Origin of the sequence: Micromonospora sp. CPCC 206061 (assembly GCF_036906915.1) — a bacterium.
Taxonomy (GTDB): Bacteria; Actinomycetota; Actinomycetes; order Mycobacteriales; family Micromonosporaceae; genus Phytohabitans.
In genome coordinates this window covers 67254-80063 of the sequence record NZ_JBAKHX010000037.1, presented here as the reverse complement: position 1 = coordinate 80063, position 12810 = coordinate 67254, and the positions used below count along the sequence as shown (strand labels likewise).

General features: G+C 72.0%; 14 protein-coding genes. 7 read left to right on the top strand and 7 right to left on the bottom strand.

From position 1 onward, the window contains the following. Positions 1-291 precede the first annotated feature (291 nt). Positions 292-1227: a sensor histidine kinase gene (locus V6V89_RS23765; RefSeq protein WP_334621494.1), complete on the top strand. Its 936-nt coding sequence runs from the start codon at positions 292-294 to the stop codon at positions 1225-1227. A gap of 21 nt (positions 1228-1248) precedes the next feature. Here the strand turns inward: V6V89_RS23765 and V6V89_RS23760 are convergent, their stop codons facing one another. Together V6V89_RS23760 and V6V89_RS23755 are read right to left on the bottom strand one after the other, a co-directional pair. Then, on the bottom strand, positions 1249-1995 hold the full coding sequence (locus tag V6V89_RS23760; RefSeq protein ID WP_334621493.1) for an ABC transporter permease: 747 nt from the start codon (positions 1993-1995) through the stop codon (positions 1249-1251). Next, a complete protein-coding gene (locus V6V89_RS23755; protein ID WP_334621492.1) occupies positions 1988-2953 on the bottom strand; it encodes an ATP-binding cassette domain-containing protein in 966 nt (321 codons plus the stop codon). Before V6V89_RS23755 ends, V6V89_RS23760 begins: the two co-directional genes overlap by 8 nt. 54 nt (positions 2954-3007) lie before the next feature. On the opposite strand from V6V89_RS23755, the gene V6V89_RS23750 reads away from it, so the two are divergent. Together V6V89_RS23750 and V6V89_RS23745 are read left to right on the top strand one after the other, a co-directional pair. Beyond that, positions 3008-3973 (top strand): TetR/AcrR family transcriptional regulator C-terminal domain-containing protein, encoded by a 966-nt coding sequence (locus tag V6V89_RS23750; RefSeq protein ID WP_334621490.1) that lies wholly within the window; start codon positions 3008-3010, stop codon positions 3971-3973. Between the two features lie 26 nt (positions 3974-3999). Then, a complete protein-coding gene (locus V6V89_RS23745) occupies positions 4000-4908 on the top strand; it encodes a siderophore-interacting protein (protein WP_334621489.1) in 909 nt (302 codons plus the stop codon). Positions 4909-5074: 166 nt separating this feature from the next. Here the strand turns inward: V6V89_RS23745 and V6V89_RS23740 are convergent, their stop codons facing one another. Together V6V89_RS23740 and V6V89_RS23735 are read right to left on the bottom strand one after the other, a co-directional pair. Further along, a complete protein-coding gene (locus V6V89_RS23740; RefSeq protein ID WP_334621487.1) occupies positions 5075-5443 on the bottom strand; it encodes a VOC family protein in 369 nt (122 codons plus the stop codon). Between the two features lie 42 nt (positions 5444-5485). After that, positions 5486-6265, bottom strand: coding sequence for a helix-turn-helix domain-containing protein (locus V6V89_RS23735; RefSeq protein WP_334621486.1), 780 nt, complete (start codon positions 6263-6265; stop codon positions 5486-5488). Between the two features lie 33 nt (positions 6266-6298). On the opposite strand from V6V89_RS23735, the gene V6V89_RS23730 reads away from it, so the two are divergent. Together V6V89_RS23730 and V6V89_RS23725 are read left to right on the top strand one after the other, a co-directional pair. Beyond that, positions 6299-7132: a helix-turn-helix transcriptional regulator gene (locus V6V89_RS23730; RefSeq protein WP_334621484.1), complete on the top strand. Its 834-nt coding sequence runs from the start codon at positions 6299-6301 to the stop codon at positions 7130-7132. 10 nt (positions 7133-7142) lie between these two features. Further along, positions 7143-8081 carry a DMT family transporter gene (locus V6V89_RS23725; RefSeq protein ID WP_334621483.1) on the top strand — a complete coding sequence of 313 codons (939 nt, stop codon included), beginning with the start codon at positions 7143-7145 and terminating at the stop codon, positions 8079-8081. Here the strand turns inward: V6V89_RS23725 and V6V89_RS23720 are convergent. After that, complete coding sequence (locus V6V89_RS23720) at positions 7993-8979, bottom strand: acetylxylan esterase (protein ID WP_334621482.1); 987 nt, start codon at positions 8977-8979, stop codon at positions 7993-7995. The genes V6V89_RS23725 and V6V89_RS23720 overlap by 89 nt on opposite strands. 42 nt (positions 8980-9021) lie before the next feature. On the opposite strand from V6V89_RS23720, the gene V6V89_RS23715 reads away from it, so the two are divergent. Next, positions 9022-10194, top strand: a complete 1173-nt coding sequence (locus tag V6V89_RS23715; protein ID WP_334621481.1) for a hypothetical protein — start codon at positions 9022-9024, stop codon at positions 10192-10194. Here V6V89_RS23715 and V6V89_RS23710 read toward each other — a convergent pair. Both V6V89_RS23710 and V6V89_RS23705 read right to left on the bottom strand, forming a co-directional pair. Beyond that, the gene (locus V6V89_RS23710) at positions 10166-10960 is read right to left on the bottom strand and encodes a pentapeptide repeat-containing protein (RefSeq protein WP_334621480.1); all 795 of its coding nucleotides are present in this window, start codon (positions 10958-10960) and stop codon (positions 10166-10168) included. The genes V6V89_RS23715 and V6V89_RS23710 overlap by 29 nt on opposite strands. Positions 10961-10962: 2 nt before the next feature. Then, positions 10963-11556, bottom strand: a complete 594-nt coding sequence (locus tag V6V89_RS23705) for a pentapeptide repeat-containing protein (RefSeq protein ID WP_334621479.1) — start codon at positions 11554-11556, stop codon at positions 10963-10965. Between the two features lie 90 nt (positions 11557-11646). Between V6V89_RS23705 and V6V89_RS23700 the strand changes: the two genes are divergently transcribed. Next, entirely contained in the window at positions 11647-12807 is a 1161-nt protein-coding gene (locus tag V6V89_RS23700) for a hypothetical protein (RefSeq protein ID WP_334621478.1), read from the top strand. The last annotated feature ends 3 nt before the right edge of the window (positions 12808-12810 follow it).

The following is a 12810-nucleotide window of genomic DNA, read 5'->3' as shown; positions in this document are numbered from 1 at the left end:
GAGATGTGCACGCCGGACGCGCGGGCGACGTCGCGGATGGTGGCGGGCACAGTCGTTCTCCGTCCATGGGCATGTGGCGGTCGTCACGGGTCGGCCAATTAATGCAAACGGTTGCTGGCGTGTCAACGGATCTTGGTTTCAAATGGGTTGCGGTGGCGCACCTGTTGGGTGCGTGAGCGACACAAAACGGACGTCCTCGGTGCAAACCTTTGCAGCGAGAGATCGGGTTGAAACGGTGTCGATCGGGGAAGGTACCGTTGGCGGAATCATCGGCCCGGAACGGACAGCACCATGAGCCCTGCACCGTCCACCAGCTTCGACCACCCCGCGCTGCTCTACCGCGACGCCGGTGAGTACCTGGCGGGCACGCTGCCGTTCATCCAGGCCGGGCTGGCGGCGGGCGAGCCGGTGCTGGTCGCGGTGCCGCATGCCAATCTGGAGCTTCTCCGGGACGGCCTTGGTGACGACGCCGGGCAGGTGCTGCTGCGCGACATGGGCGAGGCCGGGCGCAACCCCGGACGCATCCTGCCGGGCGTGCTGCTGGCCTTCGCCGCCGCGTACCCCGACCAGCCGGTCCGCGTCATCGGCGAGCCGGTGTGGGCCGGGCGGACCCCGCTGGAGTACCCGGCCTGCGTGCAGCACGAGGCGTTGATCAATACCGCGTTCGCGGACCGGCACGGCGCGATCCTGTGCCCGTACGACGTGGGGCGGCTGGCGCCCGAGGTGGTCGACGACGCGTACCGGACGCATCCCATCGTCGCGACCGCCGCCGGGCGCGAGACCAGCCGCTTCTACGACGATCCGACGCTGGTGGCGGCCCGGTTCAACCAGCCGCTGGCCGTGCCGCCGTTCGGCGCGGCCACCATGACCGTCGACGGTGGCAGCCTGGCGGCGGTGCGGCAGCTGGTCGCCGCGCGGGGTGTCGCGGCCGGCCTCGACGCGCTGCGGATCGCCGACTTCACGGTTGCCGTCAACGAGCTCGCCACCAATAGCGTCAAGCACGGCGGTGGGGCGGGCACGCTCGCGCTGTGGACGGAGGACGGCGCGCTGGTCGCCCAGGTCAGCGACGGCGGCCACATCGCCAACCCCTTGGCCGGGCGTGTTCCGCCGCCGCTCGACAGCGCGAATGGCGGGCGCGGGCTGGTGCTCGTAAACCAGCTCTGCGACCTGGTCCGCGTGCACACCACGCCCGACGGCACCACCATCCGCGCGCTGCTGTATCTCTGAGCCTGTACCTCTGAGCTGTGCTCACACCGCCGTGCGGCGGCGGAAGAGCGCGCCGGCCGCGGCCACCGAAACCAGCAGGATGCCGGCGCTCCAGGCCAGCGCCAGCCAGGGGGCGGTGCCCAGGTCGGTGCCGAGCATCAACCCTCGCAGCGTCTCGATGACCGGAGTGGCCGGCTGATGCTCGGCGAACCCGTGTATCCAGCCGGGCATCGTGTCGATCGGCACGAACGCGCTGCTCGGATACGGCAGGAACATCACGAAGAACGTGAAGCCGCCGGCCGCTTCCGCCGACCGTACGAGCAGGCCCACCGCCGCGGACAGCCACGAGATCGCGAACACGAACAGCAGCAGGACGCCGGCCACCGCGAGCCAGTCGAGCGGACCCGCCGCCGGCCGGAACCCGATGATCAGCGCGACGCCGAGCACGAGCAGCGTGGAGGCCAGGTTGCGGACCACGCTCGCCACCACGTGGCCGGTGAGGAAGGCGACGCCACCGACGTCCATCGAGCGGAACCGGTCGACGATGCCCCCGGTCACGTCCTGGCTGACGCTGACCGCCGTGGTGGACGCGCCGAACGCCGCGCACAGCAGGATGACGCCCGGCACCACGTAGGTGACGTACTCGGTGCCGGTCTCGATCGCGCCGCCGAACAGATACACGAAGAGCAGCATCAGCATGATCGGCAGCATCAGGGCGGTGAGCAGCGCGTCCAGGTTGCGCCGGGACAGGCGTACCGAGCGGTCGATCATAACGACGGCGCTAGACATGTGCTGTCTCCTTCTCATGTGCCTGGGTTCCCGTCAGCGCGAGGAACACGTCGTCGAGGGTCGCGGCGTGTAGCGCGAACCGGTCTACCGCCCGCCGGCCCGGATCGATCTCGTCCAGCAGCGCGCGCACGTGCGCCGCGCTGCCGTCGGTGGCCACGCCGAGCGTCCGCCGCGCCGGGTCGCGCAGCAGCAGCCGGTCGCCGAGGTGGGCGGCGACCGCGTCGTACGCCTCCGGGTCCGCGAGGGTCAGGTCGAGGCGCTGGCCGCCGACCTGCTCCTTCAGCCGGGCCGCGGTGCCGTCCGCGACCAGGCGACCATGATCGAGTACCGCGATGCGGTCGGCGAGTTGGTCGGCCTCCTCCAGGTACTGCGTGGTGAGGAAGACCGTCACGCCGCCGCGCACCAGGTCGCTGACCACGTCCCACATGGCCTGCCGGCTGCGCACGTCCAGCCCGGTCGTCGGCTCGTCCAGGAAGATCACGGACGGCTGGCCGACCAGGCTCGCGGCGAGGTCGAGGCGGCGCCGCATGCCGCCCGAGTACGCGCCGACCCGGCGGTCGCCGGCGTCCACCAGGTCGAACCGCTCCAGCAGCTCGGCGGCCCGCCGCCGCGCCTCCGACCGGCCGAGCCCGGTGAGGCGGGCAGTCATGCGCAGGTTCTCGGCGCCGGTCTGCAGCTCGTCGACCGCCGCGTACTGGCCGGTGAGGCTGATAGCCCGGCGCACCCGGTGGCGGTCGCGTACCACGTCGAACCCCGCGACCGTGGCCCGGCCTCCGTCGGGCTCGATCAGCGTGGCCAGGATGCGCACCATCGTGGTCTTGCCGGCGCCGTTCGGCCCGAGCAGCGCGAAGAGGGTGCCGGGCGCGACCCGCAGGTCGACGCCGGCGAGCACACGGTTGGCGCCGTACGACTTCTCCAAGGCGGTCACCTCGACCGCCGGTACATTGTACGAATCCATGCGTACACCGTACAAGCAGTGGTAACAGCGCGCAAACTGTACTAGTGTAGGAGCATGAGTACTAGTACAGGCGCGCCGTACCTGCGGATCGCCAACGAGATCCGCCGGCGGATCACGGCGGGGGAGTTGCGCCCAGGTGACACGGTGCCGTCGACGCGGCAGCTCACCCGCGAGTTCGGCGTCGCACTCGCCACCGCGACGAAGGCCCTCGCCGTGCTGCGCCAGGAGGGTGTCGTGACCGCCGTTCCCCGGGTGGGCACGGTTGTGGCCGGTGTGGCACCGGCGCCACCGGCCGCTCCGCGGCGTGTGCGGACCGGCGAGCCCGCCGTCACCCTCGAGGGGATCGTCCAGGCCGCCGTCCGGATCGCCGACACCGAGGGCATCGCCGCGCTCTCCATGCGGCGCGTCGCCGCCGACATCGGCGTCCCGACCATGTCCCTGTACCGCTACGTGCCGAGCAAGGAAGACCTGATCCTGCGGATGGTCGACGCGGTGTTCGCCGAAGATCCGCTCCCGGAGCCCGCGCCGCACTGGCGCACCAGCCTCGAAGACCTGTGCCATCTCCAGTGGGCGATCTGCCGCCGCCACCCGTGGGTGGCCCGGCGTGTCTCGATCACCCGCCCGATGGCCGTGCCGAACGGGATGGCGCACACCGAGGCTGCGCTGCGGGCACTGGAGGGCACCGGCCTCGACAGGGCGACGATGGTGCACGCGGCGGTGACCATCGCCGGCCACGTGGTCGGCGCCGCCATGCACCTGGAGCAGGAGGTCGAGGCGGAGCAGGACAGCGGGCTGAGCAACGAGGAGTGGTACGAGGCGCAGGACCTCACGCTGGGCAGGCTGCTCGCCTCGGGTCGCTTCCCGATGTTGGCGAGCCTCGACGACATCCCCGACTTCGACCTGAACCTCGACATCATCTTCGAGCTGGGCCTGCGCCTGCTGCTGGACGGTTTGGCCGCGATGATCGAGAGCGCTGGTACGTCACCGACTTTGCGGCGCCATCATGATCAGTTAGGGTAGGCATACCTAATCGATGGAGGGTCGCTGTGACGTTTCGGGTTTTTGGGGTTGAAGTGCGGGCGGTGCGCAAACTCAGCCCGAGCTTCCTGCGCGTGACGTTCACCGGCGACGACCTCGACGCGTTCGAGGACACCGGCTGGGATCAGCGGATCAAGCTGGTGCTTCCGTTGCCCGGCAGCGGCGTCGCGCACATGCCGGTCGGCCCCGACTGGTACGCGCGCTGGCGTGAGCTGCCCGAGGAGCGGCGCAACCCGATCCGCACGTACACGGTGCGCTACGTGCGGCCCGCGCTCCGCGAGGTCGACCTCGACGTGGTGCTGCACGGCGACGGTGGGCCGGCCGCGCGCTGGGCGCAGACCGTGCGACCCGGCGACATCGCGGGGCTGGTCGGGCCGGACGCCGAGGCCACCGGCCCGCACGGCGGCATCGAATTCCACCCGCCGGCCGGTGCGCGCACGCTGCTGCTCGCCGGCGACGAGACGGCGGTGCCGGCGGTCGCCTCAATCGTCGAACGGCTGCCCCGCGACGCGCGCGGTGAGGCGCTGCTGGAGGTGCCCGAGTCCGGTGACGTCCTGGAGCTCGGCGCGCCCCCGGGCCTGCGGGTCACCTGGCTGGCCCGCGAGGGCGGCGGGCACGGCAGCCGGCTCGTCCCGGCCGTCACCGAGGCGGCGGCGCGCCTGCTCGCTCCCGTCAGGGCGCCAGCCCTGGCCAGCGTCGGGGGCGGCACCGCGCTCGACGACATCGACGTCGAGCGGGAGATCCTCTGGGAGGTGCCGGACGAGGGCGCGGGCGGTGATCTGTACGCGTGGCTGGCCGGCGAGGCCGGCGTGATCAAGACGCTGCGCCGGCATCTCGTGAGCGAGCGCGGCGTCGACCGCAAGGCGGTCGCCTTCATGGGCTACTGGCGCCTGGGCCGCACCGAAGACGACGACTGAGAACGACGTCAGCGTTCCTGCGGCATCCGGCGCGGCGGCGCGCGGCCGGCCCGCGCCGTCGATCAAGGAAGATCGCATCGATCAAGGGCGAACGCACGCGGAAAGAGATCCAACCACGTGCGTATGCCCTTGATCGACGGCGAAGGGGCGCGCGGTGACAGCTGAGCTAGAGGGGGCGGGCCACCATCCACTGATGGCCGAACGGGTCTTCGAAGCGGCCACCGCGTTCGCCGTACGGCTGGTCGGCGATCGGGTAGATCACCGTGGCGCCGTGCGCTTCCAGGCGGTTGCCCAAGGCGTCCACGTCGTCGACGTACAGGGCCATGATCACTGGCGTGCCGCCCAGCGTGACCGGAGACCGGTCGGCGTCGTCTTCGTCCTTCACCGCCACCGTCGCGCCCGCGATCACCACCTCGGCGTGCACGATCTTGCCGTTCGCGTCGGTGTGACGGGCGGTCTCCTTGGCGTCGAAGACGGCAACGTAGAACTCGATGGCGCGGGCAGCGTCTCGCACCACAAGGCGTGGATAGAACATGCCACCATCCTCGCGCCGGAGCGAGCGCCGCGCTTGTAGGAATCAGACCGGCACGTGGTTCGCCTCGGTGGGCGAGCGCGGCGCGTATCCGGTCGGCAGCATGCCCGCCAGCTCCCGAAACTCGTGGATCATGTGCGCCTGGTCGTGGTAGCCGCACGCGGCCGCCCGCCCCGCCCAGTCGCCGTCGGTCGCGAGCAGCCGCTGCAGCCGCCGCACCCGCGCGAACCGCTTCGGCGCCAGCCCGACGCGCTCCACGAACCGCCGTGCCAGCCCGCGCGGCGTCCATCCCAGCCGGTCGGCGGTCTCGGCGACGCTCGCCCCGCGCGCCAGCGACCGCACCGCCACGCCGGTCGCCGGGTCGGGCGACAGCGGCCGGCACGCCGCGGCGAGCAGCGCGCGTTCCAGCAGCGCCAGCATCGCCGCCGGCGACCCGGCCTCCGCGAGCCGCTCACGCAGGCGCGCGCCGGGCCACAACTCGTCGAGCGGCACCAGCTGGTCGCGGGTCGCCGAGGCGGGCGCGGCGAAGAACGGGTACGTCCCGCCGGGCCGGAACGCCACCCACAGGATCGCGCGCTGCTCGGCCGGGTCGATCAGGCTCGGGCGGCCGTGCGCGCCGAGCAGCGCCGCGCCCGGCGCGCTCTGGGCGCCACCACCGTTGATCGGGTACGCGTGCAGCGCGTCGGCGTCGAGGTTGACCAGCAGCTGTGCGGTGCCGGTGGGCAGGGACAGCTCCCGCGCGTGTGGAAACCGCCCCTCGAGGTAGCCCAACGAGGAGACGAACGGCGCCAGCGCCGCCGACCTGGGGCTCGTCGCCACATGCATGCCGCTTCCGAGCCTACCGGCGATGATGGTGCCATGCCGGACGGTGGAGAGGAGCGCGCGGTGTGGACGCGCGTCGATGGCATCTGGGAGACCGGCATCGACCTGCTCAGCGCCCGTTTTGTCGGCCACCGGTACGCGCCGCACCTGCACGACGAGTACTCGATCGGCGTGTGCACCAGCGGCGCCGAGCGGATCGACTACCGCGGCACCAGCCACATCGCGGTGCCCGGCACGGTCGTGCTGCTGGAGCCGGGTGAGCCGCACACCGGCGAGGCGGCCGCTAGCGGCGGCTGGGCGTACGACGCGGCGTACGTGCCGCCGGAGCTGTTCGGCGACGGACCGCCGCACTTCCCCGAGCCGGTGGTCACCGACCCGGACGCCGCGCGCATGCTCGGCGCCGCGTACCGGGCGTTGATGCGCTGTGGTGCCGAAGCCGACTCGCTTGAGGGAGAGACGCGCCTGCTGCTCGCGCTCGACACGGTCGTCTGCCGGTACGCCGTTGGCGTGACCGCCGCCGAGCGCCGCCTCGGTGGCCGGCTCGTGGCGGCCGTCATGTCGAGCCTCGGCGACCGCATCGTGGCGCCGCCGAGCCTCGCGGAGATCGCCGACGAGGTGGGGCTGTCCCGGTACCAGGTGCTGCGCGCCTTCCGGGAGGCGGTCGGGATGCCGCCGTACGCGTGGCTCGCCCAGCATCGCGTGCAGCGCGCCCGAGCGCTGTTGCTGGCCGGTCACCGGCCGGCCGACGTCGCGGGCCTGGTGGGCTTCGCCGACCAGGCGCACCTGACGCGGTGGTTCCGGCGGGTACTGGGGGTGACCCCGGCGGTGTACCGCAACAGCGTTCAAGACACCGGGCGCGGCGGCCAGTGATCATGTCCGGGTGACTCGACGGGGATGGCTGCTGTTCGTTGCGATGGGCCTCATCTGGGGCACGCCGTATCTCATGATCAAGATCGCGGTCGACGAGGTGTCGCCGCCGATGGTGGTGTTCGTCCGGTGTGTTGTCGGCGCCGTCGTCCTGCTGCCGGTCGTCGTACACCGGAAGCAGCTGGCGACGCTGCGCGGACGCTGGTGGTGGCTGATCGCCTTCGCCGCCGCGGAGATCGTCGGCCCGTGGCTGCTGCTCTCGGACGCCGAGCGGACGCTGTCAAGCGGCACCACCGGCCTGCTCATCGCCACCGTGCCGATCATCGGCGTGCTGATCGCGTGGATCGCGGGGGACAGGCGGCGGGTGACGCCGGTGCGCTGGGCGGGACTGCTGCTCGGGTTCGGCGGCGTGGCGCTGCTCGCCGCGCCGACCGTGGAGAGCGGCGGCGCCTGGCCGGTCACCGAGATGCTGCTGGTGGCGATCGGGTACGCGGGCGCGCCGCTGATCGCCGACCGGGCGCTGCGCGACGTGCCCGGCCTCGTGGTCACCGCGACCTGCCTGGCGTTCGCGAGCCTGGTCTACGCCCCGGCGGCGGCGTGGACGTGGCCGGACAGCCTGCCGTCGGGGCGCGCGCTGCTGGCGCTCGCCGGGCTGGCCACGCTCTGCACGGCACTGGCGTTCGTGCTGTTCTTCGAACTGATCAAGGAGGTCGGGGCGGCCCGCGCCACCGTGATCACGTACGTGAACCCGGCGGTCGCGGTCGCACTCGGCGCGGTGGTGCTCGGCGAGCCGCTGACGCTGAGCGTCGGCGCGGCGTTCGCGCTGATCCTGGTCGGCTCGGTGCTCGCGACCCGGGGCGGCGTTAGCCCAGAATCTCCGCGAGAAACTCCAGGTGACTCGCCCGCTGGTACGCCAGACCACCCTCATGACCGTTATACGGCCACACGTTGATGGCCTTCGGCCCGGCGTAGTGGTTGTAGGCCGCGTACACAGTGGACGGCGGACAGACGTCGTCCATGAGCGCGACGGAGAAGTTGGCCGGGGCGTTGGCGCGGGTGGCGAAGTTGACGCCGTCGAAGTACGACAGCGTGTTGAAGACCGTGTCGACGTGGTCTCGGTGGGTCTTGAGATACGTGACGATCTCCTGGTAGGGGAACGCGTTGGTGATCTCGGTGGCCCGCCGGTAGTGGCACAGGAACGGCACGTCCGGCATCACGCCGGCCAGGCCCTCCACGAGCCCGGACACCGCGATCGTGATGCCGCCGCCCTGGCTGCCGCCCCCGATCGCCACCCGCTCCGGGTCGACCCGCTCGTGACCGCGAGCCGCGTCGACGGCGCGCACCGCGTCGGTGAAGACCCGGCGGTAGTAGTAGTGCGCCGGGTCGGTGACGCCCCTGGTCATGAAGCCGGGCGTCTGCGGCCCGCCGCTACCGTCCGGGTCGGGGGTGTCGCCGACGAGGTAGCCGCCGCTGCCCTGGCCGCGGGTGTCCATGACGAAGTGGGCGTATCCGGCCGCGCTGTAGTGCAGCCAGTCGTGCGGCAGCCCGCGTCCCCCGCCGTACCCGATGTACTCGACCACGCAGGGCAGCGGGCCCTCGGCGTGCTTCGGCAGCAGGAACCAGCCGCGCACCGGCTGCCCCGCGAAGCCCGCGAACGTGACGTCGAAGACGTCGACGGTCTTCAGCCGGGTGGGGTGCGGCTCGAACCTCGGCTCGGTGCCGGCCGCCCGCGCCTGCTCCACAGTAGACTTCCAGAACGCGTCGAAGTCCGCTGGCTCCGTGCGCTCCGGGCGGTACTCCTGAAGTTGATCGAGTGGCCAGTCGACGAACATGCCCGCACGGTACGTCATGTTGACCATGGAAGGGAAGCACGCCGGGGGTAGGGTGGGTGCGTGCCCGTTACGGCCGCTGAGACCTACACCCCGATCGCCCGGTACGCCGGGCGCCTGCACGCGGTCGCCGGAGGCGAGCACCACGTCGCGTCGCCGCTGGGAGCGTGGCTCCTGCTGGCCCTGTGCGGCGCGGCGGCTCCTTCCGGCGGCGAGTCGATCGACGATGCGCTCGGTCTCGACCGCGCCGACGCGCTCGCCTTCGCCGCCGAGCTGCTGGGCACCCCGCACGACGCGGTGCTGTCGGCTGCCGCGGTCTGGACACGCGCCCGCGCCGACGCGCTGCTGCGCTGGCTGCCGGCCGCCGTCGAGACCGGTGACCTGCCGGGCCAGGACCGCCTCGACGCCTGGGCCCGCGAGCACACCCTCGGCCTGATCGAGAGCTTCCCGCTCCAGGTGCCGCCGACCGCCGTCGTCGTGCTGGCCACCGCGCTCGCCACGAAGGTGTCGTGGGGTACGCCGTTCGACCTGGTGCCGGGTTCCGCGCTGGGTGGTCCGTTCGCGGGGCGGGTCGACACGGCGCTGCGCACCCCGGACGGGCACGGCCACCGGCAGTTCGTGGCGTCGACTCCGGGGGCCGGCGACATCATCGTGCACACCGCCCGGGCCCGTGAGGGCCTGTCGGTCACGTCGGTCGCCGCCGCGCCGGACGTGCCCGCCGCCGAGGTGCTCGCGGCGGCGTACGAGGTGGCCGGTGGCGAGGTCGCGGGGCGGTCGCTCTTCGACCTGCCACTCGGCGAGGGGCCACTGTGGACGGTCAGCGAACGGCACGGGCCCGTCACCGCCGCGAGCGGGCGGGAGGAGCGGTGCAGCGCCGTGCTCCCGGCGTGGGCGGCCCGCAGCGAGCTCGATCTGGGCCACCCCGACCTCGGCTTCCCGGCCGGGGCGCGGGCGATCGCGGAGCTGCTGGGCCTGTCCGACTACGACTACGAGGCGCGGCAGTCGGCGGTGGCTCGCTACAGCAGGGTGGGCTTCGAGGCGGCCGCGGTGTCCGCGATGTTCACCACGACCGGCTTCGTGATGCCGCGCGAGGGCGTGGTGCGCACCGCCGAGCTGCGGTTCGCCCACCCGTACGCCGTGGTGGCCGTCGCGTCGGGCGGTGGGCCGTGGAACGGCGTGCCGGTGTTCTCCGCGTGGGTCGCCGACCCTAGCTCGGCCAGTGGGTCGGACGGCTGACCGACGGCGGGAGCCGCGTCGTGCGGTCGCCCCGGGCCGCGTTCGCCTGCGGCTGGGTGAGGAAGAGGCTGTCGCGCAGGTTGGCGCTGCGCAGGTCCGCCGCGCGCAGGTCGGCCCCGATCAGGTCAGCGAGCCGCAGGTCCGCACCGCGCAGGTCCGCGCCGATGAGGTACGCGCCGCGCAGGTTGGCGCCCCGGAGATCGGCACCCCGCAACCGGGCCCCGATCAGGTCGCTGCGGTGTTTCTCCTGCCGCCTCGGCACGCCGGCCCGCGCCAGCTCGCTCGCCTTTCGGAGCAGGGGGTCGGCCGTCTCCCAGTACACCTTGGGCTCGATCGTGGTGAGCTCGCTGCTTCGCGTCGCGGCCTCGACCTGGTCGAAGGCCGCGTCAAGCCTGCTCCGAAGCGATCGGGCGGCGGGCAGCGCGCGGGCCTCGCGCAGGTACCAGAGCAGTTCGTGGAGCTCGCGCATGACCGCGAACGCCGCGAACATCGGCGCGGCGGTCTCGGGCGCCGCGCGCCAGTCTCGCCCGCCGAACGTCACCTGCGCCACCTTCTGCCCGGCGCCGAAGCAGTCGAAGACCGTGCAGCCGGGGAACCCGCGCTGGCGCAGGTCGCGGTGGATGCCGCAGCGGAGGTCACCCTGGAGGTTGGGGCAGGCGTGCCCGGCCGGCTTGTCGATCGCGAAGTCAGCCGACTTGGAGAACGCGGGCGCCACGCAGCACAACCCGAAGCACCGGGCGCAGTCCGCGCGAAGTTCCGTATCCACGGCTAGCGGATCTCCAGGCCGATGTTCTGCGCGATCACGACCGCCTGCTCCGGCGTGATGACCGCGCCCCGCAGCTCGACGCTCGCCGGGTCGAGGGTGGTGAGGTCGCTGCCGCGCAGGTCGCAACCGCGCAGGTCGGCGCCGCGCAGGTTGGCGCCGGAGAGGTCCGCGCCGGTGATGGTGGCGGCGGCGCAGTTCGCGCCGCTGAGGTCCACCTCGCGCATGCGTACCCCGTCGAAGGTGACGCCGCGCAGGTCGGCGCCGGCGAGGGCGGCGAACGACCAGTCGCCGCCCTTGACCCGCAGCGGCCGCACCGGCGAGTCGCGGAACGTGCTGCCGGTCAGCTTGCACCCGTCGAACTCGGCCTCGAAGAAGTTGCACCGCGTGAACGTGCACCGCAGGAACGCCGAGTCGGCGTGCCGCGACGCGTTGAAGCGCACGTTGCCGAAGGTGCACTCCTCGAACACGGTGCCGCGCGTCTGCGCCTCGGTCAGGTCGACGTTGTTGAAGTCGCACCGCCGGTAGACGCGCTCGACGAACTCGTCCCCGTACCAGTCCTCGTGCGCGAACGACTCGTCCTCGGCCAGGGTCTCCATCTGTAGGTCCTTGCCATAGATCGTGAGAATGGTGGAAAAATATTACGTTGATCATTGACGGGTCACGCTGCGGGCCGCACCGTATGGCGCATGTTGCGAGCTTTGTGCGCCGCCGCGGCCGCGGTGGTACTGATCGTAGTAGGTGTGATCGTGGCGCCCGCGGCGTCTGCCGCGACCGCGCTGACAGCGTCGAACTTCCGGCTGCGGGCGAGCGCCTACTCCACCCTCATCGACGACCTCGACGCCGCCCTGCCGAACGTCACCGTTCCCGCCGTCCTCGCGGACGCCAACAGGAAAGCCGAGACCTGCGCGCCCACCGTCACCAACCGGGTCGCCTCGTTCTGCTGGGCGCCCGGCGACAACTCGGTCACCTACTGGTACCCGCAGGGCGTCACCACCAGCGCCGACGCGCTGGGCGCCGGCACGTACGAGGGCGCCACCGCGATCCTGGTGAGCTGGTACGACGACGGCACCGACGGGGTCGAGCGCGGCGTCCGGGTGTCCTTCGTGGACTACTCGACGCCGTCCGCACCCGCCTACCGCCACGTCCTGCTCGTCGAGCCGTACACCCGCAGTGACGGCAAGGTCTCGTTCCGCGCCGTCAACGTGCACGCCGGCGGCATCTTCTGGTACGGCCACTACCTGTACGTCGCGGCCACCACGCAGGGCTTCCGGGTCTTCGACATGCGCCACCTCTGGCAGACCAGCACCGCCAACGGCGCCGCGATCGGCCTGCAAACCGACGGCACCTACCAGGCGTACGGATACAAGTACGTGCTGCCGCAGGCGCTGACGTACAGCCGTTCCACCGCTGGGGGGTACGCCGACCTGCGCTTCTCGTTCGCGTCGCTCGACCGCACCAGCACCCTCGACAGCGTGATCGTCGGCGAGTGGGACGGCGGCGGCGACGGCACCCGCCTGGTGCGCTTCCCGATCGACGCGGACACGCGGATGCTCACCGCGTCCAGCGACGGCCTCGTGCGGGGCACGCAGGCGTACGACATGTCGATCGCGAGCATGCAGGGCGCCACCTCGATCAAGGGCAAGTTCTACCTGTCGATCAGCGACACCTCCACCGGGCGGGGCGAGGTCGGGACGTACACCCCCGGCGGGTCCGTGAGGACGTACAACAACCACCTGCCCATCGGCCCGGAAGACGTGTCGTACTGGGCGGCTCGTGATCAACTCTGGGGGCTGACCGAGTACCCGGGCAGCCGGTCGATCTTCGCGATCCGCGCGTTGGCATACTGAAGC

Bases quoted from the DNA above. Each gene is read 5' to 3' on its own strand.
- V6V89_RS23765 (WP_334621494.1), top strand. From the start codon at position 292: ATGAGCCCTGCACCGTCCACCAGCTTCGACCACCCCGCGCTGCTCTAC.
- V6V89_RS23720 (WP_334621482.1), bottom strand. From the start codon at position 8,979: ATGACGTACCGTGCGGGCATGTTCGTCGACTGGCCACTCGATCAACTT.
- V6V89_RS23735 (WP_334621486.1), bottom strand. From the start codon at position 6,265: ATGCATGTGGCGACGAGCCCCAGGTCGGCGGCGCTGGCGCCGTTCGTC.
- V6V89_RS23740 (WP_334621487.1), bottom strand. From the start codon at position 5,443: ATGTTCTATCCACGCCTTGTGGTGCGAGACGCTGCCCGCGCCATCGAG.
- V6V89_RS23700 (WP_334621478.1), top strand. From the start codon at position 11,647: ATGTTGCGAGCTTTGTGCGCCGCCGCGGCCGCGGTGGTACTGATCGTA.
- V6V89_RS23705 (WP_334621479.1), bottom strand. From the start codon at position 11,556: ATGGAGACCCTGGCCGAGGACGAGTCGTTCGCGCACGAGGACTGGTAC.
- V6V89_RS23730 (WP_334621484.1), top strand. From the start codon at position 6,299: ATGCCGGACGGTGGAGAGGAGCGCGCGGTGTGGACGCGCGTCGATGGC.
- V6V89_RS23755 (WP_334621492.1), bottom strand. From the start codon at position 2,953: ATGGATTCGTACAATGTACCGGCGGTCGAGGTGACCGCCTTGGAGAAG.
- V6V89_RS23760 (WP_334621493.1), bottom strand. From the start codon at position 1,995: ATGTCTAGCGCCGTCGTTATGATCGACCGCTCGGTACGCCTGTCCCGG.
- V6V89_RS23750 (WP_334621490.1), top strand. From the start codon at position 3,008: ATGAGTACTAGTACAGGCGCGCCGTACCTGCGGATCGCCAACGAGATC.